This is a genomic window from Plantactinospora sp. CA-290183, from assembly GCF_050936375.1.
In the GTDB taxonomy this organism is placed as follows: domain Bacteria; phylum Actinomycetota; class Actinomycetes; order Mycobacteriales; family Micromonosporaceae; genus Plantactinospora.
The window spans coordinates 26,433-49,791 of record NZ_JBNJMX010000022.1 but is presented as its reverse complement, the minus strand read 5'-3'; the positions used below and the strand labels follow the sequence as shown (position 1 = coordinate 49,791).

Here is a 23,359-nt window from a genome sequence, read left to right as displayed (position 1 = left end):
CTTCGCCCGGCTCTGCGGCGGTGGTGGCCGACCCGCGACCCTGAGTAAACTCACCGCGACTGTCCGACACAAGGGACGGTGCGGGCACGGCGGGAGGCAGCGTGGGTGTGCGGAGCGGGCCCGTCCGGCGAGCCGCCCGGCCACGAACGGGGGGTGGGGCGCGGTGACCCGGGACGAACTGCTCGCGGCGTTGGAGGAGGCCCGGGACCTGCCGGACGACGAGACCAAGATCACTGAGTTGGACCGGATCACCGCGCACGCCGACGCCGCCGCGGACGTACGGCTCGGCTTCGCCGCCCGGCTCGCCCTGATCGAGGCGCACCACCAGCACCCGGAACGGTGGCGGATGGTGGCCCCCTTCGAGTGGTGTCTGGCCGCCTTCGACCGGGACCCGACGCTCTTCGACCCGTCCGACGCGCAGCTGCTGCGCTGGTACCACAGGTGGGCGGTCGGCGCGCTGCGCGGCGACTCCCGGGTGGGGCTGGCCCGCACCGAGGCCCTCCTGTCCGACCTGGAACGGCGACTGCGCTCGCTCGCAGCGAGCCCACGGGCGGGGTACGGCCTGCGCTGCGGGCTCGCCGACCACGTCGGTGACGAGACGGCCGCCCGACGGTGGCTGGACCGCTGGCGCTCTGCCCCCCGGGACGCCGACGGCGACTGCGTCGGCTGCGAACCGGTGGCCCAGGCACGGCTGCTGGCCGGCTGGGGACGGTGGGCGGAGGCGGTCGAAGCCGCCGAGCCGGTGCTGACCGGGGTGCTGACCTGCCCGGACCAGCCGGAGCGGGCGCTCGGCACGCTGCTGCTGCCGTACCTGCGGCTGGGCCGGTACGAGGAGGCGGCCCAGGCCCACGTCCGCGCCTACCGGCGGCACCGGCACGAACGGGACGCGTTCCCGTTCCTCGCCGACCACCTGCGGTTCTGCGCGCTGACCGGGCACCACGAACGCGGGCTGGAGATCCTCGCCCGGCACCTGGACCGGCTGGACCGCCCGTACGACGAGGGCTCGGCGATGGAGTTCGCGGCGGCCGGCGCGCTGGTCTGCCGGCTGGCCGGTACCGCCGGGCTCGACCGGTACGCCATCCACCGGCCGGGGTACGGCGACCGGCGCGCCGCCGACCTCACCGTCGCGGCGCTCGGCGCCGAACTGCTGGCCACCACGCAGGATCTCGCCGGCCGGTTCGACGCCCGCAACGGCACCAACCACCAGTCCGGGCGGATGGCCGCCTGGCTGGCCGAACGCCCGCTCGGTGATCCCCCGGCGCTGCCCGACGACGGGCCGGTCGACGACTGGGCGACGCCGGGCCGGATCCCGCCGGACGGCCGGCGGGAGCCGGTCGGCCCGCTCAGCGTCGAGGCGATCGTCGCGATCCTGCGGGACCGGGGCGACCAGCACGTCGTGGAGCCGGGCGGCGCGGTCCGGGGCCGGTGGGGCGACGCGGTCATCCAGTTCGAGCGGACGGGTCAGCGGGGCGAGATCCTGCACGTCCGGGTGATCGCCGTACGGCGGCTGCCGCCCGGGCGGCTCGCGGACGCGTACGAGTTCTGCGACGCCTGGAACCACGACCGGCTGCTGCCCAAGGCGTACGTGCACGACGGCGGGGCGGACGGGCTGATCCTCGCCGGCGACGTCACCACCGACCTGGAGCACGGCGTCGCCGCGAGCCAGCTCGGCATCCTGGTCGACACCACCCTCGCTACCGGGGCCGCGTTCGCGGCCGCGGTTGCCGCGCTGCCCTGAGCCGGAGCAGCAGGCCCGCCCAGGAGACCAGCACCAGGACGGCGACGAGCGCACGGACCTCGGTGCCGTACCGCTCGGGGTAGAGCACGCCCTCCAGGTAGTGGTCGATGAAGCCCTCGCCCACGCCGGTCTCCCCGGCCCGCCGCCGCGCCCAGTGCTCGGCGTGGGTGAGCGGGCAGGCCAGGCCGGCGGCGACCACCACGACGCCCCAGGTCGCCGCGGTCAGGTGCAGCCACACCGTGCGCGGCCAGCGCCAGGCCAGGAACCCGCCGGCCACCAGGTAGGCGAGGAACCCGAAGTGCAGCAGCACGACCAGCACGGTCAACAACCGGTAGCCCATGAGCGCCCTCCCGCCCCAAGGCTAACCAGCGCAGCGGCCGGCGGACCGGGTACCGGCACCCCGGGAACCGGGTACGGATACTCAACCCGCCGGCCGCTCGCCACCGCCGGCCGCGCTCGCCACCGCCGGCCGCGCTCGCCACCGCCGGCCGCGCTCGGCGCCGCCGGTCAGCCCAGGGAGAAGCCGAGCGTGTAGTCGCCCGCCCCGCGCCGCGACTCGACGCGGTAGCGGTAGAAGCCGGCGGTGCCGCCGTAGGAGATCTGCTCGTCGGCGCCCGCGCTCGCCGCCCGGGCCACGGTCCGCCAGCCGTTGCGGGTCCACTTCTCCAGGGTGAGGTCGAGGTTGGCCCCCGCCGGCCCGTCCAGGCAGCCGGTCTGCCGGCCGGCGCCGGCCCGGAAGTACCGGCCACCCGGCTGTACCTGCCGGTCGCCGGCGCCGACCGTGCCGGTGCGGGTCGCGTGGTGGCCGGCGCAGTCGGAGCCGGGCGGGGCGGCCGCGGGCGGCGGGTCGCTCGGCGCGGGCGACTCCGGTGCGGCGGGCGGCGCACCCGACCCGGCCGGCGGGGCGGGCGGCGCACCCGACCCGGCCGGCGGCTCGGCCGGCGCACCCGGCTCGGCAGGCGGGGCGGGCGGCGCTGCCGGCTCCACCGGGTCGCCGGTGGTGACCAGGGTCAGCTGGTTGACGTCCAGGATCTCGGTCAGCGACTGGAAGAAGGTCGTACCGCCGATCGTGCAGTCGCCGGAGCCGCCGGATGTCACGCCCTGGGCCTGGTCGCCGGACATCCAGGAGCCCCCGGAGTCACCCGGCTCCGCGCAGACGTCCGTCCTGGTCAGGCCGGTCACCGTGCCCTCCGGGTAGTTCACGGTCGCGTTCAGCGCCTGGATCAGCCCGCACCGGGTGCCGGTGGTGGAGCCGGACCGGCAGACCGAGGAGCCCACCGGCGCCTCCTGGGCTCCGGCGACCGGCACCGTCCCGCCGTTGAAGTCGACCACCACGGGCTGCGGGGTCCAGTCCTCGTTCACCTCGACCACCCCCCAGTCGTCGCCCGGGAAGGAGGAGGCCCGGAAGACGCCCTGGGCGACGCCGTCGGCCCCGGAGGTGGTGCTGCCCGGCTGCCCGCAGTGCCCGGCGGTGACGAACCCGCCGACCACGGAGAAGCCGATGGAGCAGCGGGCCCGCCCGTCGATCAGGTACGCCTCGCCACCCCGTACGTCGATGAGCGGCACCGGGGCCTCCGCCGAGGCGACCACCTGGACGGCCTCCGCCGGCGCGCCACTGTCCCGGACGAACCGCCGCACGGCCGACTCGGCACCCGGCTGGGCGCGTACCACGACCCGGTTCGCCGCCACGTCGACGTACCAGCCGGCGAGGTCGGGCGTGGCCGCGCCCGCGTTGCCGTCGAGGCTCGCCTTGACCGCGTCGAGTTGCCGGGCGCTGCGGGTCACCAGCTTCGGCTCGGCGCCGGCCGCCCGGACCCGGTCGGCGCGGCCCTCGTCGGTGACCGCGATCATCAGGCGCCGACCGTCGGCGGAGAGCCAGCTCCCACCGAAGCCGGCCCCCAGCTCGGTACGGAGCCGCTGCGCGGTCCCGCTGGCCCACCGCTCCGTACGGAGCCGCTCGCGCGCCTGCGCCTCGGTCAGCGACAGGTCCCGGCGGAGCGCGTCGACGAGTGCCCGGTCCGGCGCGGACGCCTCGGACGGCGGGTCCCGGTCGTCCCCGGCGACCGCCGGCAGGGTGACCGCGGCCAGCCCGGCCACCGTGGCGACCGCGAGACCGATGCCGATCGCCCGTCTGCCCCGGCCACCCCGGCCGAACCTCGTCCCGCGCCTGCTCCGTGTCGCCTGTCCGCGATCCATAGATCGACTCCCCTCACCGTCGGCAGCCCGTGGGAGGGTACGGACGAGGGGTGCCGCCCGATGAAGGATCGGCGATGGGCTATCTCACAGCGATCGGCTGAACCGATGGCGCCGCGGATACGTACCCGGCTCAGACCTCGACGACGGTCGGCACGATCATCGGCCGCCGGCGGTAGGCGTCGTTGACCCAGCGGCCGACCGTACGACGGACGATCTGCTGCAACTGGTGCGGGTCGGTGATGCCGTCGGTGGCGGCCCGGCCCAGCGCCTCGGTGATCAGCGGGATCATCGGGTTGAACGCGTCCGGGTCGTCGGAGAAGCCCTTGGCGGAGATGGCCGGACCGCCGACGACCTTGCCGGTGACCGAGTCGACCACCACCGTGGCCGAGATGAATCCGCCGTCGCCGAGGATCCGCCGCTCGGTGAGGAGCGACTCGCCCACGTCACCCACGGCCAGCCCGTCGACGTAGACGTACCGGCTCTTGACGTGGCCGACCACCCGGGCCTGCCCGGCGACCAGGTCGACCACGTCGCCGTCCTCGCAGAGCACCACCCCGTCGGCGGGTACGCCGGACTCGATGCCGAGCCGGGCGTGCGCGCGCAGGTGCCGCCACTCGCCGTGCACCGGGAGCAGGTTGCTCGGGCGCACCACGTTGAGCAGGTAGAGCAGTTCCCCGGCCGGGGCGTGCCCGGAGACGTGCACCTTGGCCACGTCCTTGTGGATGACGGTCGCGCCCGCCCGGGAGAGCTGGTTGATCACCCGGTAGACCGAGGTCTCGTTGCCGGGGACCAGCGAGCTGGCCAGTACCACCGTGTCGCCCGGGGCGATCGTGATGTGCCGGTGGTCGCCGGTGGACATCCGGCCCAGCGCGCTCATCGGCTCGCCCTGGGAGCCGGTGGACATCAGCACGATCTGGTCCGGCGGCAGCATGGTCGCCTCGTCCAGCCCGACCACCAGGCCGGGCGGGATCCGGAGCAGGTTCAGATCGCGGGCGATGCCCATGTTGCGGACCATCGAGCGGCCGATGAAGGTGACCTTCCGGCCGTGTTCGAGGGCCGAGTCGAGCACCTGCTGCACCCGGTGCACGTGCGAGGCGAACGAGGCGACGATGATCCGGCCGCGTGCCTTGGCGAAGATGGAGTCCAGGACCGGGCCAATTTCCCGTTCCGGCGTGACGAACCCGGGGATCTCGGCGTTGGTCGAGTCGGAGAGGAGTAGGTCGACCCCCTCCGCACCGAGCCGGGCGAAACCCGCCAGGTCGGTGATCCGGCCGTCCAGCGGGAGTTGGTCCATCTTGAAGTCGCCGGTGTGCAGCACCAGCCCGGCCGGGGTGCGGATCGCCACCGCGAGCGCGTCCGGGATGGAGTGGTTGACCGCGAAGAACTCGCACTCGAACGGCCCCAGCCGCTCCCGGCCGCCCTCCCGGACGGTCAGCGTGTACGGCTCGATCCGCCGCTCGGCCAGCTTGGCCTCGACCAGGGCGAGCGTGAACTCCGAGCCGACCAGCGGGATGTCCGGCTTGTGGGCGAGCAGGTACGGCACCGCCCCGATGTGGTCCTCGTGCCCGTGGGTGAGCACGATCGCCTGCACGTCGGCGAGGCGGTCCAGGATCGGCGCGAAGTCCGGCAGGATCAGGTCCACGCCGGGCTGCTCGACGTCCGGGAAGAGCACGCCGCAGTCGACCACCAGCAGTTTGCCGCCGTACTCGAAGACGGTCATGTTGCGCCCGATGGCGCCCAGGCCACCCAGCGGGATGACCCGCAGGCCGCCCTCGGGCAGCTCCGGCGGCGCCTGCAGCTCCACACCCGGTTGACTCATGCCGCTGCCTCGCTTCGCTCGCTGATGCCGCCCACCCGTACTGCCCGACCGGTCACGACGGCAGCTCCGAACCGGCTGCGGCGCAGTCCGCGCGGAGCTGGGCGACCTCGGCCTCGGTCGCCTCGACCAGCGGCGGACGCACCGGCCTCGCAGGCGGGCGCACTGCCGGGCGCCGCCGCTGACCAGGATCGCGCCCTGGGTGCGGAAGATGCCGGTGAACAGCGGCAGCAGCCGGCGGTGCAGGGCCAGCGCCTCGGCGGTCTCCCCCCGGTCGTAGGCCTCGATCATCCGCTTGGTCGGCGCGCCGATCAGGTGGGTCGAGGTGCCGACCACACCGACCGCGCCGATCGCCAGCGCGGGCAGGGTCGCCGCGTCCTCACCGGAGTAGAAGGCCAGGTCGGCACGGCTGGTCACCCAGGAGGTGGCGGTCAGGTCGCCCTTGGCGTCCTTCACCGCCACGATCCGCTCGTGCTCGGCGAGCCGGACCAGCGTCTCGGTCTCGATCGGCACACCGCTGCGGTGCGGGATGTCGTAGAGCATCACCGGCAGCCCGGTCGCGTCGGCCACGGTCGTGAAGTGCCGGAGCAGGCCGGCCTGCGGTGGCTTGTTGTAGTACGGCGTGACGACCAGCAGTCCGTGCGCGCCGGCCTTCTCGGCGGCGGCGGCCAGCTCGATCGTGTGCCGGGTGTCGTTGGTGCCGACCCCGGCGATCACCTGCGCCCGGTCGCCGACCGCCTCGGCCACGGCGCGGACCAGCTGCTCCTTCTCCGCGTCGGTCGTGGTCGGCGACTCGCCGGCGGTCCCGTTGACCACCAGCGCGTCGTTGCCCTGCTCGTCCACCAGGTGGGCCGCGAGCCGGGCCACCCCGTCGGGGTCGAGCGAGCCGTCCGCCGTCATCGGGGTCACCATGGCGGTGATCAGCCGCCCGAAGGGGCGGGGCGCCGCCCGGTCGGCGGTGGCAGGGTGGTCGTGGGTCATGCGAACAACCTATCGGAATCGCGCCGCCCGGCCGGCGGGGAAGGGTTCAGGACTGCTCGGCGTACGGGCTGGTGGCGATCTCCGAGCCGTCCGGCAGCGTACCGATGGTGAAGTCGGCGAAGACGTTGGGCGCCACCCGTTGGAGCTGGCGCAGGCACTCCACGGCCAGCTCGCGGATCTCCACGTCGGCGCCCTCGCTGGCCCGCATCTTGATGAAGTGCCGCCAGGCGCGGTAGTTGCCGGTGACCACGATGCGGGTCTCGGTGGCGTTGGGCAGCACCGCCCGGGCGGCCTGCCGGGCCTGCTTGCGGCGCAGCGTCGGGTTGTCGACGTCGGCGAACCGGCGTTCCAGCCCCTCCAACAGGTCGTTGTAGGCCCGCACGGCGGCCTCGGACGCCTCCACGAACCGCTTGTGCAGCTCGGCGTCCTCGGCGATCACCGCCGGCTCGACCATCGCGGCGTCCCGCTCCGGGACGTACCGCTGGGAGAGCTGGGAGTAGGAGAAGTGCCGGTGCCGGACCAGCTCGTGGGTGAACGAGCGGGACACCCCGGTGAAGTAGAAGGTCACCGTGCCGTGTTCGAGGACGGAGAGGTGCTGGCTCTCCAGGATGTGCGCCAGGTAGCCGGCGTTGGTCGCGGTGGCCGGGTTGGGCTTGCGCCAGGACTGGTAGCAGGCCCGGCCGGCGAACTCGGCGAGCGCCTGGCCGCCCTCGGCGTCGGTCGACCACGGGACGTCGTCCGGGGCCTCGAAGTGCGTCCATGCGATGAGCTTGACCTGCGGCGCCACCATATCCGGCATTCCTCGGACTGTAGTGCGCCCGGTCTACCGGCCCGGCGGTACCCCCTGACATCACCGGTCCGCACCGGGACGCCATAATCTTCGCGCATAACGTAACTATTGTGCCATATCGGCAGTTCCGGACGGATCGGCACCGCCTCGCCGGCGTGCCTCCCGGCACGACCCGCGACGTCACCCATCTCAATCTATGGACGTCGATGTTGCCTCGCTGTCGACTCTGTGTTTCGGTCAGCGGAGAAGTGCCGGTATGACCGGCTCCAGGGGAGGCACACCATGTATCCAGTAAGGAAGATTAAGAGAGGAGTGACGAGTCTCGCCCTCCTGGCCGCGATCGCCGTACCGGCACCGCCGGCGGGTGCGCTCGGCGCTCCGGCCCGACCCGCCACGGCGCCCCCGTCGGGCGCGGTGGCGCAGTCCGGGCCGGTGAGCCGGTCGGTGCCCGCCGCCGCGGTCGGTGACGAGCCCGAGCTGGCCGGCGGAGCCCGTACCGTCACCCTGGTCACCGGGGACCGGGTCACCGTCACCGCCGGGGACAAGGCCAGCGTGCAGCCCGGACCGGGCCGGGAGGAGATCCAGTTCCTCACCCGGCGCACCGGCGACGCGCTGCACGTGATCCCGGTCGACGCGCTCTCCCTGCTGCGCACCGGGCGGCTGGACGAACGGCTCTTCGACGTCACCGCCCTGCTGGAGTTCGGCTACGACCGGCGGGCGGACCTGCCGCTGATGGTCACGTACACCGGCACCGACGCCCGGACCGCCGGTCAGCGCGACGTCGTCGCGGTGGGTGCCCGGGTGATCCGGGCCCTGCCGCCGGTGGAGGGGCTGGCCCTCGCGGTCGACCGCGCCCGGCTGCCCGGCTTCTGGACCGGCCTCACCGGTGCGGGCTCCGGCGAGCGGACCATGAGCACGACGGTCCGCACCCTCTGGCTCGACGGCCTGCGCCGACCCGTGCTGGCCGACAGCGTGCCGCAGGTCGGCGCGCCCGCCGCCTGGGCCGCGGGCTTCGACGGTGCCGGGGTGAAGGTGGCGGTGCTGGACACCGGCGTCGACGACAGCCACCCCGACCTCGACGGCCAGGTGGTCGCCCGGCAGAACTTCACCGAGGGCGCCGAGGACGCCCGGGACATCGCCGGGCACGGCACCCACGTCGCCTCCACGGTGGCCGGCACCGGCGCGGGCCGGTTCACCGGTGTCGCCCCGGGTGCCCGGCTGCTGGACGGGAAGGTCTGCGCCGGCGGAGGCTGCGCGGAGTCGTGGATCCTCGCCGGCATGCAGTGGGCCGCCGAGCAGGGTTCCCGGGTGGTCAACATGAGCCTCACCGGACAGGACACCGTCGGCGTGGACCCGCTCGAACAGGCGGTGCAGCAGCTCACCGCCACCCACGGCACGCTCTTCGTGATCGCCGCCGGCAACATCCCCGGCGTCGGTACGATCGGCTCGCCGTCCACCGCCGACGCCGCCCTCGCGGTCGGGGCGGTCAGCAAGACCGACCAGCTCGCCGGCTTCTCCAGCCAGGGCCCCCGGATCGGCGACGGGGCGATCAAGCCCGACCTGACCGCGCCCGGCCTGGACATCGTCGCCGCGCAGAGCTCCGCCGCCGCCGGCCCGGACGTACCGCCCGGCGGCGGGATCGCCATGTCCGGCACCTCCATGGCCACCCCGCACGTCGCCGGGGCCGCCGCGATCCTGGCCCAGCGCCAGCCGGACCTCCCGCCCGCCGCGCTGAAGGCCGCGCTGATGGCCGCCGCCCGACCCAACCCCGAACTGAGCGTCTTCGCCCAGGGCGCCGGGCGGCTCGACATCGCCCGGGCTCTCGAACAGCGGGTCACCGCCGAGCCGCCGAGCCTGAGCTTCGGCCGCCAGGCCTGGCCGCACGACGACGACGCACCGGTCAGCCGGACGGTGCGCTACCGCAACGACGGCGCGACCGCGGTGACGCTGCGGCTCGCCGTCACGGCCGAGGGCCCGGACGGTACGGCGGTACCGTCGGCGATGTTCGCGGTGTCACCGGCCACCCTCACCGTCCCGGCCGGCGGTACGGCGCAGGCGACGATCACCGCCGACACCTCGCTCACCGGAGGCCCGGAGGGGCAGCTCACCGGCCAGCTCACCGCGACCGCCGCGACCGGCGGCGGCGCCGTACCGACCCCGTTGGCGATCGAGCGGGAGGTGGAGAGCTACGACGTGACGATCTCGCACCTCGGTCAGTCCGGCGAGGCCACCTCCGGTTACCTGACCATGCTCGCCAGCCTGGACGGCGCGCAGAGCCGCTCCCTGCCCGCCTCCGCCGGCGCGGTCACCACCCGGGTGCCCAGGGGCCGCTACGCGGTCCTCACCGCGATCACCAGCCCGGCCGACGGGACCTACCTGACCAGCGTGCTGGCCCAACCGGCGCTGGAGGTCACCGCCGACTCCTCCGTCGTGCTCGACGCCCGGCTCGGCGAACCGCTCTCGGTCACCGTGCCGAGGACGGAAGCCGGTCAGGTCTTCGCCGAACTCGCCACCAGCGTCGTCGCCGCCGGGCGCACCGTCGAGGTGGGCACCCTCGGGCGCACCTTCGAGCGGCTGGAGATCGGCCGGATCGGTCCCGAGCAGCCGGCCGAGGGCTTCGCCTCCCGGGTCACCGCCACCTTCGCCCCGGCCGACACGGCCGACTCCTCGTACGCGTACCTGCTGTGCTGGCTGACCGAGGGGCGGATGCCGACCGGGTTCACCCGGCAGGTGGCCGAGGCCGACCTCGCCACCGTCCGCGCCGACCACGGCCACGAGGCGGCCGGCAGCCTGGGCCGGAAGCTCGCCTGGGCGGTGCTGCCCGAGTCGGTGATGGGCGGCTTCGCCCACCCGGTCACCTTCCCGCTCCCCGCCACCCGCACCGAGTACTACAACACCGACGGCCGGGCGCGGTGGTTCCGCTCGGTCGACGAGATGACCGGCTCCGGCCAGACCCAGGCGTACCTGACCAGCCTGGTCGCGCCGCCGGTGGCGTACCGGGCCGGGCAGTCGTACCAGGAGCAGTGGAGTCGCGGGGTGTTCGGCCCGACGGTGGCCGCGCCCCCGTACGAGCACCAGTGGGTGACCCGGCTCGGCGACACCCTGTACGTGCAGGCGCCGCTCTACGGCGACGGGGTCGGCCGGGCCGGCTTCTCCTCCATCGCCACCGGCCGGATCACCCTGCTCCGCGACGGCGAGCCGCTGACCGAACTCGACGGGCTCAACGGCGAGCTGACCGTGCCACCGGAGGCGGCGGACTACCGGTTGACGATGACCGGTGAGCGGGGCGGGCCGGCGACGCTCTCCACCCGGGTCGAGGTGACCTGGACCTTCCGGTCCGCCCATGTGGACGGGGACGCACCGAGCCGGCTGCCGCTCTCCACGGTCCGCTTCTCACCCCGGGTGGACAGCGACAACACCGCTCCCGCCGGCCAGACCGGCACCGTACCGGTCACCGTCACCGCCCAGCCCGACTCCGGCGCCGGGGCCAACCGGAGCCTGACCGTGGAGGCCTCCTACGACGACGGGACCAGTTGGCACCCCGTCGAGGTGAGCGCCGGGCAGGCCCTGGTGCGGCATCCCGAGACGCCGGGCTACGTCTCGCTGCGGGCCACCGCGACCGACACGGCGGGCAACACGGTCACCCAGACGGTGGTCCGGGCGTACAAGACGCTCTGACGGGCCGCCTCGGTGGCGGCGGTCGGGATCGCCGCCACCGACGGGTCCGGGCCGGTGGCGCGGACCCGTCGCCGGGTCCGCGCCGGGTCAGAAACCGAGCGCGGCGGCCCGGCCGTGCAGGTGGGCCGCGGAACCGAGCTGGAGATGGTACGGCGGCAGGCCCGGCGCCGGCACCCGCCGGGTCACGGTCCCGGTGTGCACGTCGACCACCTCCAGGACGGTCCGCAGCCCCTCGGCCGGCGGTGCCACCCGGACGACCCGCCGGTGGTCGTGCCAGCCGAGCAGCGGCCAGTCGGTCGGTACGGCCGCGACGACGGTGCCGGTCCGCAGGTCGAGGATCCGGGGCAGCTGCCACGGCGCCGGCTCCGGCGGGAAGGGGTACCCCCGGGCCGGTTCCACGATCACGTGGCGGCGGGTCGGGGAGTAGGCGTGGGCGTCCCAGATGTGACCGGTGGTGCCGAGCAGCGCGCCGGGTGTGCCGTCCGGATCGACGTACCGCAGCGGGCCGTCCGGGACCTCCGGGTCGGGACCGGGCAGCCGCACGACGTACCGGATGGAGTCGGCCGCCCAGCCGACGGCGCCCTCGGAGTCGAAGTCGACCAGCGTCTGGCGGAGCCGGCCGGTGGCGAGGTCGTAGCGGTTCGCGGTGACCCGGCGGGTCTCCCGGTCCGGGGTGGTGGTCAGCAGCGCCGTCCCGTCGGGTGACCAGAGCACCGCGCCCGGGGGCAGCGTGGTCCAGCGCACCGCCGCCGCGCCGTCGCGGAGCAGGGCAGCGCGCCGGGCCACCCCGATCCGGCCCTCGACGTCCTCCACCGCGACCGTGCGGTCGTCCGGGGCGAGGGTGACGGCGAGGAACGGCAGCCGGTGGTAGGCCCCGGTGCGGATGTCCAGCAGGTAGGCCCGGGCGTCCACGTTCAGCGTGTGGATCGCCCGCGTCCCGCCCCCGGGCCGGGGGAAGATCGGCTCACCGGGCTCGACCGGCGGCTCCGGCCCGGGATCGGCGCCGGCCGCCGCCGGACCGGCGAGCGGGACGGTCATCGAGGCGAGCGTGGCCGCGGCGGCGGAGAGCAGGGTACGACGGTGGAGTTGCACAGTTTCGCCTCCGGACGACACCGATGGTGGATTCCTGCGGTCAGCATGACCGGTGACCGCAACGGCGGAGCCGGGGAGACGGGGGCGGGACCGACGGTCAGACGTAGAGCCCGTCGAAGGGTGCCCAGGGCAGATTGCGCAGCACCGAGAAGACCATCCAGCCCGCGAGGAAGACCCCGAGCACGGTCGGGGTCACCCGCAACTGTGGCAACCGCCAGCCGAAGAGGACCTGGCCGGCCCAGGCGAGGTAGATGTAGAGCAGGAACGGCAGCGCGAACACGAACAGCAGGTGGTGCCGGGCGGCGGCCGGCAGGTCGCCGTGCAGGACGTACCAGAACGCGCGGGTGCCGCCGCACCCCGGGCAGTCCAGCCCGGTGGTGAGCTTGAGCAGGCAGGTCGGGGCCGCGTCCGGTGCGCTGCGGGTGGGGTCGGTGAAGACGGTGTAGCCGACGGCGGCGGCCATGCAGCCGAGCACCGCCACCGGGGCGGCCCAGCGGGGCGCCCGGGCGTAGAGCCGGTTGACGAACCGGGTGAACCGGTCGGGCTCGTGCACCGGATACGGCTGGTCGGCCGGGTACGGCGGCGGAGCAACCGGCCCGGCTGCGGGCGCCGGGGGTCCGGGCTCGACCGCTCGACCGTCGTCAACCCTCGTCATCGCGCCCCATCCATCTCCTCGCAGCGTCCGGCTCGTCCTCACGGTACCGCGAGTGTGCCGGCGAGCGCGGTGCCGAGGGGTCCGGCCAGGTCGCCGCGCAGCGGCGGCGCGACCGCGCCCAGCCCGAGCCAGCCGGCGAGCCGGTGCAGCTCGGCGGCGAGCGCGGGTGCGGTCCGGGCGGGATCCGTGCCCGGCTCGGCCCACGCGGCCGGCACCTGCAACACCCCGGCCCGGCGGTCGGCCTTCAGGTCCACCCGGGCGACGAACCGGTCGTCGAGCAGGAAGGGCAGCACGTAGTAGCCGTAGACCCGCTGCGGGGCCGGCACGTAGATCTCGATCCGGTAGCTGAACCCGAACAGCCGTTCCGTGCGGGCCCGCTCCCAGATGAGCGGGTCGAAGGGGCTGACCAGGGTGCTGGCCCGGATCCAGCGCGGCAGTCGGGCATCGCGGTGCAGGTACGCCGGCAGTCGCCAGCCGCGCACCTCGACCGGCACCAGCTCACCCGCCTCGACCAGCTCGGCGACGGCGACCCGGGCGGCGGTGACCGGCAGTCGGAAGTAGTCGCGCAGCTCCGGCTCGGCCGCCACCCCGAGCGCCCGGGCCGCGATCCCGACCAGCCGGCGGTACGCGTCGGGCGCGGCCGGGGTCGGCGCGGCCAGCACCTCCGGCGGCAACACCCGCTCCGGTACGTCGTAGACCCGGGCGAAGGAGGTGTTCCGGGTGGCGACGGTCAGCTCGCCGGCCCAGAAGAGGAACTCGCAGGCGCGTTTGACCGCCGACCAGTTCCAGCCCCAGTTGCCGGTCTCGCGCGGGGCGTCGTGCTCGATCTCGGCGGCGGTGAGCGGGCCGTTCGCGCGCACCTCGTCGAGGACCCGGGCGACCAGCGCGGGCTGCTCGACGGCGATCCGGCGCATCCCGCCCCAGGCGTCGGTGTGCGCGCCCGCCATCCGCCAGCGCAGCGACGGATGCAGCTCGACCGGGATCAGCGAGGCCTCGTGCCCCCAGTATTCGACCAGGTCGCGGGGCTGCCGGTAGGCCGCGGTGTCCAACAGCGCGGTCGGGTAGGGGCCGAGCCGGCTGTAGAGCGGCAGGTAGTGGGCCCGCTGGAGCACGTTGACCGAGTCCATCTGGAGCAGGCCGATCCGGTCCAGCACCCGGCGCAGGTGCCGCCGGGTGGGTGGCCCGCCGGGGGCGGGGTCGGCGAACCCCTGGGCGGCCAGGGCGACGCGCCGGGCCTGCGCCGGGGACAACGATTCGGGTACCGCCATGGCCGAGCACCCTAATCGAGGCGTACGACAGGCGAGCCCGGGGTGCTGGATCCGGCGGGTGAATCGGGATAAAAACATCGGATGGTACGCATCCGCCCGGAGGAGCCGGACGACGCGGCGGCGGTCGCCGGGGTGCACGTGCGGACCTGGCAGGCCGGCTACGCCGGGATCATGCCGGCCGAGGTGCTCGCCCGGCTGAACGTGGCGGCCTGGGCCCAGCGCCGCCGCGACGTCGGTACCGCCGAGCCGGACCACCCGTTCCGGACCCTGCTCGCGGAGGCGGACGACGGCACGGTGCTCGGCTTCAGCACGGTCGGGCCGTACCGCAACAACCAGGACGCGGACGATCTCGACCACCGCTACGGCGAGATCCTGACCATGTCCGTCGAGCCGGCGCTCTGGGGCACCGGGGTGGGGCGGGACCTGCTGGCCGCCTCCCTCGCCGAACTCACCGCCCGGGGCTGGACGCGGGTGCGGGCCTGGGTGCTCGCCGACAACCGGCGGGCCCGCCGCTTCTACGAGCGGGCCGGGCTAGTCACCGATGGCGAGCGGTCGACCTACGAACTGCAGCGGGCGGGGGGACGGCCGCCGCTTGGGCTGGTCGAGCTCCGGTACGTCCTGGACGGCGGCGGGCAGGGCATGCCCCCGGACCGGGAGTACGACCAGCAGCGCCACGCTGATCCAGACGTACGCGTTGCTGCCGAGGAAGCCGAGCAGCCCGTCGAACCGCCGTTCCCAGATCCAGACCAGCCGGCTGATCAGCACCAGGTACGCGAAGATCGCGAAGCCGAGCAGGTAGCGCCGGCGCAGGCTGCGGGCCGGCGCCGCGTACGCGTTGTCCACCAGCAGGATCAGCGCCGGGATCAGCCAGACCAGATGGTGTACCCAGGTGACCGGGCTGATCAGGCAGCCCACCACGCCGGTCAGGGCGAAGCCCGTCGCCTCGTCCCCCGCCCGGACCGCCGAGCGGGACCGCCAGGCCCAGAACACCAGCGTCGCGACCACCAGCAGCAGCCAGAGGAGCCGGCTCGGGTGGTCCGGGTCGATCCGGGCCACCACGCCCTGCCAGGACTGGTTGGAGATGAACGACAGCGACCCGACCCGGTCGGTGTCCCAGAGCGCGGTGGTCCAGAACTCCCGGGACGCGTCCGGGGCCACCGCACCGGCGACCAGGGTGGCCCCGGCCGCCGTGCCGCTGGCCACGATCGCCGCCCGCCAGCGCTGGGTGACCAGGAGGTAGACGATGAAGATGCCCGGGGTGAGCTTGATCGCGGTGGCCAGCCCGATGCCCACCCCGGCGAACCAGCGGTAGCGCGCGGGCAGGCGCCGCCCGAACGGCGTCACGGGGGCGACCAGCCAGAGCAGGTCGGCCCCGACCAGGAACAGCAGCAGCATGTTCACCTGGCCGAAGTTCACCGTCTCGCGCATCGGCTCGAACGCCGCCGCCAGGCAGAGCGCCACCGCCAGGACGAACCAGCGGGTCCAGCCGGTACGACGGGCGATCGGGTCGACCAGCCACCAGATCAGCAGGGCGCTGGCCAGCACGGTGAGGATCACGCTGATCACGGTCGCCACGTGCCAGGAGACGTACGCCATCGGGAGCATGACCAGCGCGGCGAACGGCGGATAGGTGAAGCCGTACTTGCTGTTCGGCTTGAGCCAGTCGTAAATCTCCCCGCCGGCCACCCAGTGGTGTAGTGCGCCGTAGTAGACCCGCAGGTCGAAGAAGCCGTGCCGCACCGCGGCCACCGTCAGGAAGCCGGTGACCAGCACGGCGAGCGCGATCACGAAGGGCACCTGGTAACGGGCCCGCGAAAAGGCACCCTGCGACACTGTCGCCCCCCTCGGCTTGCGTAGGCTCACCACTCATGGCTCTCGGGTACGTCCGCCCGGCGCGTCCCGAGGACGCCGCCGAGATCGCACGCATCCAGCTCGCGACCTGGCGGGTCGCGTACCGGCGGATGCTGCCCAAGCACGTGCTCGACAACCTCGACGAGGCCTGGTTCGGCCGGCGGTGGAGCGCGGCGATCGAGTCGCCCCCCTCCGACCGGCACCGCGTTCTGGTCGCCGTCGAGCAGGCCGAATCATCGTATCTGGTGGGGGAAAGCGCGCAGCTAGTGGGATTTGCGGCATCCGGTCCCCCCGACGAGGCGGCGCTCGCTCCCCAGGAGCCGGAAGCCGCCCTCGGACCCGAGGTCGCGGCCGTGACCGACCTGCTGGTCGAGCCCCGGTGGGGGCGGCGGGGGCACGGCAGCCGGCTGCTCGCCGCCGCCGTCGACCTGTGGCGCTCCGACGGCTTCACCTCGGCCGTGGCCTGGGCCTTCGAGGGCGACGAGGCGACCCGGAAGTTTCTCGCCGGCGCCGGCTGGGAGCCCGACGGGGCGGCCCGGGCGTTGGACGTGGACGACCTGCTGGTCCCCCAGCTCCGCCTGCACGTCTCGATCACCCCGGACCCCGAGGTGTAAGGAAGGGGCCCTTCCTATACAAAAAACGATAGGAAGGGCCCCTTCCTAACCGCTCAGTCGAGCAGGGCGCGCTCAGTCGAGCAGGGCGTCGATGCCGACGGTGAGCCCCGGACGGTGCGGCACCGACCGGACCGCCAGCAGCACCCCGGGCATGAAGGACGCCCGGTCGTACGAGTCGTGCCGGATGGTCAGCGTCTCACCGGCGGTGCCGAAGAGCACCTCCTGGTGCGCGACCAGACCGGCGGCGCGGACCGAGTGCACCCGTACCCCGTCGATGTCGGCGCCCCGGGCACCCGGCACCTCGTCCGTGGTGGCGTCCGGGCCGGAACCCCGGCCGACCTCGGCCCGGGCCTGCGCGATCAACCGGGCGGTGTGCGCGGCGGTGCCGCTGGGCGCGTCGAGCTTCTTCGGATGGTGCTGCTCGACGATCTCCACCGACTCGAAGAACCGGGCCGCCCGCGCCGCGAACTGCATCATCAGCACCGCCCCGATGCCGAAGTTGGGGGCGATCACCACGCCGACGCCGGGCTTGTGCGACAGCCAGGTACGCACCCGGTCCAACCGCTGCTCGGTGAAGCCGCTGGTGCCGACCACCACGTTGATGCCCTGGTCGACGCACCAGTGCAGGTTGTCCATCACGATGTCCGGGGTGGTGAAGTCGACGATCACCTCGGCGCCGGCGTCCGAGGCGTTGAAGAGCCAGTCACCCTGGTCGATCATCGCCACCAGTTCGAGGTCGTCGGCGGCATCCACCGCGCGGCACACCTCGACGCCCATCCGACCCCGGGCGCCCAGCACGCCGACCCGCAGCGGCTCACCGGAGGGCCGGCCCGACGACGGGGTGGACGATCCGGCCTGCGGTTCACGCTCGTCGCTCACGCGGCACAACCTATCCCATACCCGGCCGAGTGCCTCAGCGGGTGCCGAGGGCACCCCGCGCCCGACCAGGACCGGCACCCCCGGTCGGCGCGGCGCCGCCCCGGCCGGGTGGCTCAGTCGGCGTGGGCGGGGAAGTCGCCCTTTCCGAACGGTCCGACCACGGCCAGCGACATCGGCCGGGCGAGCAGGTCGGCCGCCAGGGCGTTGACCTCGTCGGCGGTGACCGCGTCGATCCGGGCCAGCAGTTCGTCGACCGGAAGCAGGTCGCCGAAGAGGAGTTCCCCCTTGGCCAGCCGGCTCATCCGGGATCCGCTGTCCTCCAGGCCGAGCACGTACGAGCCCTTCGCCATTCCCCGGCCCCGCTCCAGCTCGGCCTCGGTGACGCCGTGGGCGGCCACCTCGGCCAGCTCGGCGCGGATCAGCTTCAGCACCTCGTCCACCTTGCCCGGGGCACAGCCGGCGTAGACCGCGAAGAGCCCGCTGTCGGCGTACTGGCTGGAGTAGGAGTAGACCGAGTACGCCAGGCCGCGCCGTTCCCGGATCTCCTGGAACAGCCGGCTGGACATGCCGCCACCCAGCACGTTGTTGAGTACGCCGAGGGCGAAGCGCCGCTCGTCGAGCCGCCCGATGCCGGGGCAGCCGAGAACGACGTGCGCCTGCTCGGTCTCCTTCTGCTCCACCAGCGTCCGGGCCGGCTGCGGCCGTACCCCTGGGACGGTCGGGCGCAGCGGAGCCGGCGCGGCGGGCTCGGTGTCCAGCGGGGTGCCGGCCACGGCCTTGCGGACCAGCTTGACCACCTCGGCGTGGTCCAGGTTGCCGGCCGCCGCGATCACGATCGCCGGCGGCGTGTAGCGGCGCCGGTAGAAGGTCTGGATCTGCCGCCGCGACATCGGCGAGACCGTCTCCTCGGTGCCGGAGATGAGCCGGCCCAGCGGATGGTCTCCGTGGACGGCGCGGGCGAGCAGGTCGTGCACCTCGTCGCCGGGCTCGTCGTCGTGCATGGCGATCTCTTCGAGGATCACCCCACGCTCGGTCTCCACGTCGGCCGGGTCGAGGACGGAGTCGGCGACCAGGTCGCACATCACGTCCACGGCCAACGGCAGGTCCTGGTCGAGCACCCGGGCGTAGTAGCAGGTGTATTCCTTGGTGGTGAAGGCGTTCGTCTCGCCGCCCACCGCCTCGATCTGGGCCGAGATGTCCAGCGCGCTGCGCTTGTTGGTGCCCTTGAAGAGCAGGTGCTCCAGGAAGTGCGACACCCCGGCCTGCGGCCCGGTCTCGTCGCGGGAACCGACCGCCACCCAGACGCCGAAGGAGACGCTGCGGGTGGTCGGGATCGCCTCGGTGAGCACCCGCAGGCCACTCGGCAGCACGGTACGGCGGACGGTGCCGCCCAGCGGGTCGGCGGCCAGTACCCGGGTCACCGCCCGGGAGGCTCCCGCAGCGCCGGCCGACGCGCCCGACGACCGCCCGGCCCGGCCCGGCGGGACACTGCTCACGGGACCGTGCTCAGCCCTGCTCAAGGAACCCTGGCTCCTGACTCGACCGGACGCCCGGTCGATCGATGCGATGAATGCGGACGCGCCGGCCCGGCCAGTGCTGGCGGGCCGGCGCGTACGCGGAAGGTCAGCTGTGCCGGTTGCGGCGACGGCGCTCGCCGCCGCCACCCTCGCCGCCGCCACCTTCGCCGCCACCCTCACCGGTCGCGGCGTCGCCACGGGCCGGGCCACGGTCATTGCGGTCCCGGTCGCCACGGTCCCGCGGACCACGGTCGCCCCGGTCCCGGCCGGCCGGCCGCTCGCCCCCGGCCGGCTGCGCCGGGGCCTCCTCGCCCTCGGGGCGCGCCTTGTCCAGGTAGATCTTGCCGCGCGCGTCGATGTCGGCGATCTGTACCTCGACCCGGTCGCCGACGTTCAGGAAGTCCTCGACCCGCTCGACCCGCTTGCCGTCGCCCACCTTGGAGATGTGCAGCAGGCCGTCGCGACCGGGCAGCAGCGAGATGAACGCGCCGAACGCGGCGGTCTTGACCACCGTGCCGAGGAACTTGTCGCCGATCTTGGGCAGCGTCGGGTTGGCGATCGCGTTGATCCGCTCGACGGCGGCCTCGGCCGACGGGCCGTTGGTCGCGCCGACGTAGATCGTGCCGTCGTCCTCGATCGAGATCTCGGCGCCGGTCTCGTCCTGGATGGCGTTGATGGTCTGCCCCTTCGGGCCGATCACCATGCCGATCTTGTCGACCGGGATCCGCACCGTGGTGACCCGCGGGGCGTAGTCCGACATCGTCGCCGGAGCCTCGATCGCCTCCTGCATCACGCCCAGGATGACCTGCCGGGCCTCGTACGCCTGCTGCAGCGCGGCGGCCAGCACGTCGGACGGGATGCCGTTGAGCTTGGTGTCGAGCTGCAGCGCGGTGACGAAGTCCCGGGTGCCGGCGACCTTGAAGTCCATGTCGCCGAAGGCGTCCTCGGCACCGAGGATGTCGGTCAGCGTCACGTACTGGGTCTTGCCGTCGACCTCGTCGGAGATCAGGCCCATCGCGATGCCGGCGACCGGCGCCTTGAGCGGCACACCGGCGGAGAGCAGCGAGAGCGACGAGGCGCAGACCGAACCCATCGAGGTGGAGCCGTTCGAACCGAGCGCCTCGGAGACCTGGCGGATCGCGTACGGGAACTCCTCGCGGGCGGGCAGCACCGGAATCAGCGCCCGCTCGGCCAGCGCACCGTGCCCGATCTCCCGCCGCTTCGGCGCACCGACCCGGCCGGTCTCACCGGTCGAGTACGGCGGGAAGTTGTAGTTGTGCATGTAGCGCTTGGTCTTCTCCGGGGAGAGGGTGTCCAGCGCCTGCTCCATCCGGAGCATGTTGAGCGTGGTGACGCCGAGGATCTGGGTCTCGCCGCGCTCGAAGAGCGCCGACCCGTGCACCCGGGGCAGGACCGCGATCTCGGCGGTCAGCGGGCGGATGTCCCGCAGGCCGCGGCCGTCCATCCGGACCTGCTCACGCAGCACCCGGGCCCGCACCTCGGACTTCGTCAGCGAGCGGAACGCCGCGCTGATCTCCTTCTCGCGGCCCTCGAAGTCGCCGGCGAACTGCGCGACGACCCGTTCCTTGATCCGGTCCAGCGCCTCCTCGCGATCCGCCTTGCCGGCGATCTTGATGGCCTCGGTGACCTCCCCGCGTGCCGCACCGGCGACCGCCTCGTAGGCGTCGTCGGCGTAGTCGAGGAAGACCGGGAACTCGGCGACCGGCTTGGCTGCGACCTCGGCCAGCTCGCTCTGCGCCCGGCAGAGCTCCCGGATGGCCGGCTTGGCGGCCTCCAGCCCGCTCGCCACGACCTCCTCGGTCGGCGCGGGCGCGCCACCGGCGACCAGCGCGACGGTGTGCTCGGTGGCCTCCGCCTCGACCATCATGATCGCGACGTCACCGTCGGGCAGGGCCCGGCCGGCGACCACCATGTCGAAGGTGGCCCGGGCCATCTCCTCGTGGGTCGGGAAGGCGACCCACTGCCCGTCCACGTGCGCCATCCGGGTCGCCCCGATGGGGCCGGAGAACGGCAGGCCGGAGAGCTTGGTGGAGAGCGACGCGGCGTTGATCGCCACCACGTCGTACGGGTGCTTCGGGTCGAGCGCGAGGACGGTCTCGACGACCTGCACCTCGTTGCGCAGCCCCTTGACGAAGGAGGGGCGCAGCGGCCGGTCGATCAGCCGGCAGGTGAGGATGGCGTCCTCGCTGGGCCGGCCCTCGCGGCGGAAGAACGAGCCGGGGATCCGGCCCGCGGCGTACATCCGCTCCTCGACGTCGACGGTGAGCGGGAAGAAGTCGAACTGCTCCTTCGGGTGCTTGCCCGCCGTGGTCGTGGAGAGGACGACCGTCTCGCCGAGCTGGGCGATGACGGAACCGGCGGCCTGCTTGGCGAGGCGCCCGGTCGAGAAGGTGATCTCACGGGTGCCGAAGGACCCGTTGTCGATCAGGGCGGTGCGGTGCTCGCCGCCGAGGTTGGGGTTGTTCGTGTTGGACGTTTCGGTCATGGTGCGGTAGCGCTCCTTCGATCGGGGGCCCCGCGACTGCCCTGCACGCCGGTGGGTCCCGGCGTGCGACCGCGGCCGGAGAAGCTGCTCAGACGGCCGGTCTTCGATCGAAGCGCCCGGGGCGCCGGCGGATGCCGGCCGGCCCGGGGGCCACTACCGAGGACCGGTGCGTCGACCGGCTCCCCATCGGGTGGTCGCGCTGGCCCCAGTGTTGGTGGCGACGAGGCGGGTGGAGCGGCTGTCCGCCGGTGCGTGCGCACTCGGCGGCGGCACCGGGGACGGCCGCTCCCCCGCTCAGGTCACCGCCGCAGGCCGAGCCGCTCGATGAGCGTCCGGTAGCGGCTGATGTCCTTCTTCTGCATGTAGTTGAGCAGCCGACGGCGGCGGCCGACCAGCAGCAGCAGACCACGACGGCTGTGGTGGTCGTGCTTGTGCACCTTCAGGTGCTCGGTGAGTTCGGCGATCCGCTTGGTGAGCACCGCGACCTGCACCTCGGGGGACCCGGTGTCACCCTCGGCGGTCGCGTACTCCTGCCGGATCTTGCTCTTGGCTTCCTGGTCGAGCGCCATTTCTCCCTGTTTCCGTGGGTTGTCTCTGCCATCCACCGCCCGAGGACCGGGCGTGGAGGGCCCCGCACCCGCGGCGTCGTGCAGGCACGCGGGGCCACGCCGGTAACCCGACGTCCCGGTCAGGTTACCAGCCCGGCGGGGCGCGGCCGAGCCAAGGGCGCGCCGGCATCCGCCCTCCGGGGCGGACGCCCTGGTCAGAGCGGGTCCGGTGACCCCAGGTCGAGCACCCGCCGGGTCTGCGCGACGTCCTCGGCGATCTGCGCCACCAGCGGCTCGACGCCGTCGAACTGCTGCATCGGGCGCAGGTACGCGACGAAGTCCAGCGCGACGCGCTCGCCGTAGAGATCACCCGAGAAGTCCAGGACGTACGCCTCGACCCGGCGCTCACGTCCGGAGAATGTCGGGTTCGTCCCGATCGACACGGCGGCGGGAAGCCGGGCCGGCGGCTGGTCCGCCCCGCCGGCCCGCCGGACCAGCCAGGCGGCGTAGATCCCGTCCGCCGGCACCGCGGCGTAGCGGTGGCAGAGCAGGTTGGCGGTCGGGAACCCGATCTCCCGGCCGCGCTGGTCGCCCCGGACCACCACGCCCTCCAACCGGTGCGGCCGGCCCAGGGCCGCGGTCGCCGCGGTCACGTCACCGGCCGCCGCGCAGGCCCGGATGTACGTCGACGAGAAGACGGTGTCGTCGACGGCGACCAGTGGTGCCTCCTCGACGCCGAACCCGAAGGTACGGCCGAGCCGCTCCAGCAACGCGACGTCGCCCCCGGCCCGGTGCCCGAACCGGAAGTTCTCCCCCACCACCACCAGCGCCGCGTGCAACTGCTCGACCAGTACGTCGTGCACGAACGCCTCGGGCGAGAGCCGGGAGAACTCGGCGGTGAACGGGACCACGCAGAGCACGTCCACCCCGAGCGCCTCGATCAGCTCCGCCTTGCGGGCCGGCTCCGTCAGCACCGCCGGATGCGATCCCGGGCGTACCACCTCGGCCGGGTGCGGGTCGAAGGTGACCACGACCGACTGCACGCCGAGGTCCCGGGCCCGCTTCACAGCGTGTCCGATGATCGCCTGGTGTCCCCTGTGGACGCCGTCGAAGACGCCGATGGTGACCACCGACCGCCCCCAGCCGACCGGCGCCCCGTGGTACCCCCGCCACCGCTGCATGCTGCCCTTTCCTCCCGAACCGCTCCCGCACCGCCCGAACCACTCCAGC

General features: G+C 73.7%; 16 protein-coding genes and 2 pseudogenes. 4 read left to right on the top strand and 14 right to left on the bottom strand.

Annotated features, from left to right (window positions below; genetic code table 11):
- Window positions 1-163: 163 nt before the first annotated feature.
- On the top strand, window positions 164-1,738 hold the full coding sequence (locus ACQEUR_RS21810) for a YbjN domain-containing protein (RefSeq protein ID WP_433034257.1): 1,575 nt from the start codon (window positions 164-166) through the stop codon (window positions 1,736-1,738).
- Here ACQEUR_RS21810 and ACQEUR_RS21805 read toward each other — a convergent pair.
- The 5 genes and pseudogenes from ACQEUR_RS21805 to thyX all read right to left on the bottom strand — a co-directional run bounded on the left by ACQEUR_RS21805 (window position 1,695) and on the right by thyX (window position 7,521).
- Window positions 1,695-2,078 carry a DUF2784 domain-containing protein gene (locus ACQEUR_RS21805; protein WP_433034255.1) on the bottom strand — a complete coding sequence of 128 codons (384 nt, stop codon included), beginning with the start codon at window positions 2,076-2,078 and terminating at the stop codon, window positions 1,695-1,697. The genes ACQEUR_RS21810 and ACQEUR_RS21805 overlap by 44 nt on opposite strands.
- Window positions 2,079-2,245: 167 nt before the next feature.
- Window positions 2,246-3,934 carry a S1 family peptidase gene (locus ACQEUR_RS21800; RefSeq protein ID WP_433034253.1) on the bottom strand — a complete coding sequence of 563 codons (1,689 nt, stop codon included), beginning with the start codon at window positions 3,932-3,934 and terminating at the stop codon, window positions 2,246-2,248.
- Between the two features lie 130 nt (window positions 3,935-4,064).
- Complete coding sequence (locus ACQEUR_RS21795) at window positions 4,065-5,753, bottom strand: ribonuclease J (protein ID WP_433034251.1); 1,689 nt, start codon at window positions 5,751-5,753, stop codon at window positions 4,065-4,067.
- A 52-nt stretch (window positions 5,754-5,805) separates the two neighbouring features.
- Window positions 5,806-6,731: pseudogene (dapA, locus tag ACQEUR_RS21790) on the bottom strand (4-hydroxy-tetrahydrodipicolinate synthase).
- Between the two features lie 46 nt (window positions 6,732-6,777).
- Window positions 6,778-7,521: an FAD-dependent thymidylate synthase gene (gene thyX / locus ACQEUR_RS21785; RefSeq protein WP_433034280.1), complete on the bottom strand. Its 744-nt coding sequence runs from the start codon at window positions 7,519-7,521 to the stop codon at window positions 6,778-6,780.
- 312 nt (window positions 7,522-7,833) lie between these two features.
- Between thyX and ACQEUR_RS21780 the strand changes: the two genes are divergently transcribed.
- Window positions 7,834-11,199 (top strand): S8 family serine peptidase, encoded by a 3,366-nt coding sequence (locus ACQEUR_RS21780; protein ID WP_433034249.1) that lies wholly within the window; start codon window positions 7,834-7,836, stop codon window positions 11,197-11,199.
- Between the two features lie 87 nt (window positions 11,200-11,286).
- Here ACQEUR_RS21780 and ACQEUR_RS21775 read toward each other — a convergent pair whose 3' ends face one another.
- From ACQEUR_RS21775 to ACQEUR_RS21765, 3 genes are all read right to left on the bottom strand, one after another.
- Entirely contained in the window at window positions 11,287-12,291 is a 1,005-nt protein-coding gene (locus tag ACQEUR_RS21775) for a hypothetical protein (protein WP_433034247.1), read from the bottom strand.
- 97 nt (window positions 12,292-12,388) lie between these two features.
- Window positions 12,389-12,946 carry a DUF2752 domain-containing protein gene (locus tag ACQEUR_RS21770; protein ID WP_433034245.1) on the bottom strand — a complete coding sequence of 186 codons (558 nt, stop codon included), beginning with the start codon at window positions 12,944-12,946 and terminating at the stop codon, window positions 12,389-12,391.
- A 38-nt stretch (window positions 12,947-12,984) separates the two neighbouring features.
- Complete coding sequence (locus tag ACQEUR_RS21765; protein WP_433034243.1) at window positions 12,985-14,214, bottom strand: winged helix-turn-helix domain-containing protein; 1,230 nt, start codon at window positions 14,212-14,214, stop codon at window positions 12,985-12,987.
- An 81-nt stretch (window positions 14,215-14,295) separates the two neighbouring features.
- Between ACQEUR_RS21765 and ACQEUR_RS21760 the strand changes: the two are divergent.
- Window positions 14,296-14,736, top strand: a pseudogene (locus ACQEUR_RS21760) (N-acetyltransferase family protein); the annotation flags it as partial.
- 9 nt (window positions 14,737-14,745) lie between these two features.
- On the opposite strand, the gene ACQEUR_RS21755 reads toward ACQEUR_RS21760, so the two are convergent.
- The gene (locus tag ACQEUR_RS21755; protein ID WP_433034241.1) at window positions 14,746-16,047 is read right to left on the bottom strand and encodes a glycosyltransferase 87 family protein; all 1,302 of its coding nucleotides are present in this window, start codon (window positions 16,045-16,047) and stop codon (window positions 14,746-14,748) included.
- A 35-nt stretch (window positions 16,048-16,082) separates the two neighbouring features.
- On the opposite strand from ACQEUR_RS21755, the gene ACQEUR_RS21750 reads away from it, so the two are divergent.
- Window positions 16,083-16,679 carry an N-acetyltransferase family protein gene (locus tag ACQEUR_RS21750; RefSeq protein WP_433034239.1) on the top strand — a complete coding sequence of 199 codons (597 nt, stop codon included), beginning with the start codon at window positions 16,083-16,085 and terminating at the stop codon, window positions 16,677-16,679.
- 72 nt (window positions 16,680-16,751) lie between these two features.
- On the opposite strand, the gene dapB is transcribed toward ACQEUR_RS21750, so the two are convergent.
- The 5 genes from dapB to ACQEUR_RS21725 form a co-directional block, all read right to left on the bottom strand.
- On the bottom strand, window positions 16,752-17,489 hold the full coding sequence (dapB, locus tag ACQEUR_RS21745) for a 4-hydroxy-tetrahydrodipicolinate reductase (protein WP_433034278.1): 738 nt from the start codon (window positions 17,487-17,489) through the stop codon (window positions 16,752-16,754).
- A 182-nt stretch (window positions 17,490-17,671) separates the two neighbouring features.
- Window positions 17,672-18,979, bottom strand: a complete 1,308-nt coding sequence (locus ACQEUR_RS21740; protein WP_433034238.1) for a M16 family metallopeptidase — start codon at window positions 18,977-18,979, stop codon at window positions 17,672-17,674.
- A 202-nt stretch (window positions 18,980-19,181) separates the two neighbouring features.
- Entirely contained in the window at window positions 19,182-21,581 is a 2,400-nt protein-coding gene (locus ACQEUR_RS21735) for a polyribonucleotide nucleotidyltransferase (protein ID WP_433034237.1), read from the bottom strand.
- A gap of 299 nt (window positions 21,582-21,880) precedes the next feature.
- The gene (rpsO, locus tag ACQEUR_RS21730) at window positions 21,881-22,150 is read right to left on the bottom strand and encodes a 30S ribosomal protein S15 (protein WP_433034236.1); all 270 of its coding nucleotides are present in this window, start codon (window positions 22,148-22,150) and stop codon (window positions 21,881-21,883) included.
- Between the two features lie 194 nt (window positions 22,151-22,344).
- A complete protein-coding gene (locus tag ACQEUR_RS21725; RefSeq protein ID WP_433034276.1) occupies window positions 22,345-23,310 on the bottom strand; it encodes a bifunctional riboflavin kinase/FAD synthetase in 966 nt (321 codons plus the stop codon).
- Between the last annotated feature and the right edge of the window lie 49 nt (window positions 23,311-23,359).

Excerpts from the sequence above, each read along its gene's own strand:
- rpsO (WP_433034236.1), bottom strand. The coding sequence starts at position 22,150 with ATGGCGCTCGACCAGGAAGCCAAGAGCAAGATCCGGCAGGAGTACGCG.
- ACQEUR_RS21765 (WP_433034243.1), bottom strand. The coding sequence starts at position 14,214 with ATGGCGGTACCCGAATCGTTGTCCCCGGCGCAGGCCCGGCGCGTCGCC.
- ACQEUR_RS21800 (WP_433034253.1), bottom strand. The coding sequence starts at position 3,934 with ATGGATCGCGGACAGGCGACACGGAGCAGGCGCGGGACGAGGTTCGGC.
- ACQEUR_RS21770 (WP_433034245.1), bottom strand. The coding sequence starts at position 12,946 with ATGACGAGGGTTGACGACGGTCGAGCGGTCGAGCCCGGACCCCCGGCG.
- ACQEUR_RS21725 (WP_433034276.1), bottom strand. The coding sequence starts at position 23,310 with ATGCAGCGGTGGCGGGGGTACCACGGGGCGCCGGTCGGCTGGGGGCGG.
- ACQEUR_RS21805 (WP_433034255.1), bottom strand. The coding sequence starts at position 2,078 with ATGGGCTACCGGTTGTTGACCGTGCTGGTCGTGCTGCTGCACTTCGGG.
- ACQEUR_RS21795 (WP_433034251.1), bottom strand. The coding sequence starts at position 5,753 with ATGAGTCAACCGGGTGTGGAGCTGCAGGCGCCGCCGGAGCTGCCCGAG.
- ACQEUR_RS21750 (WP_433034239.1), top strand. The coding sequence starts at position 16,083 with ATGGCTCTCGGGTACGTCCGCCCGGCGCGTCCCGAGGACGCCGCCGAG.
- thyX (WP_433034280.1), bottom strand. The coding sequence starts at position 7,521 with ATGGTGGCGCCGCAGGTCAAGCTCATCGCATGGACGCACTTCGAGGCC.
- ACQEUR_RS21735 (WP_433034237.1), bottom strand. The coding sequence starts at position 21,581 with ATGACCGAAACGTCCAACACGAACAACCCCAACCTCGGCGGCGAGCAC.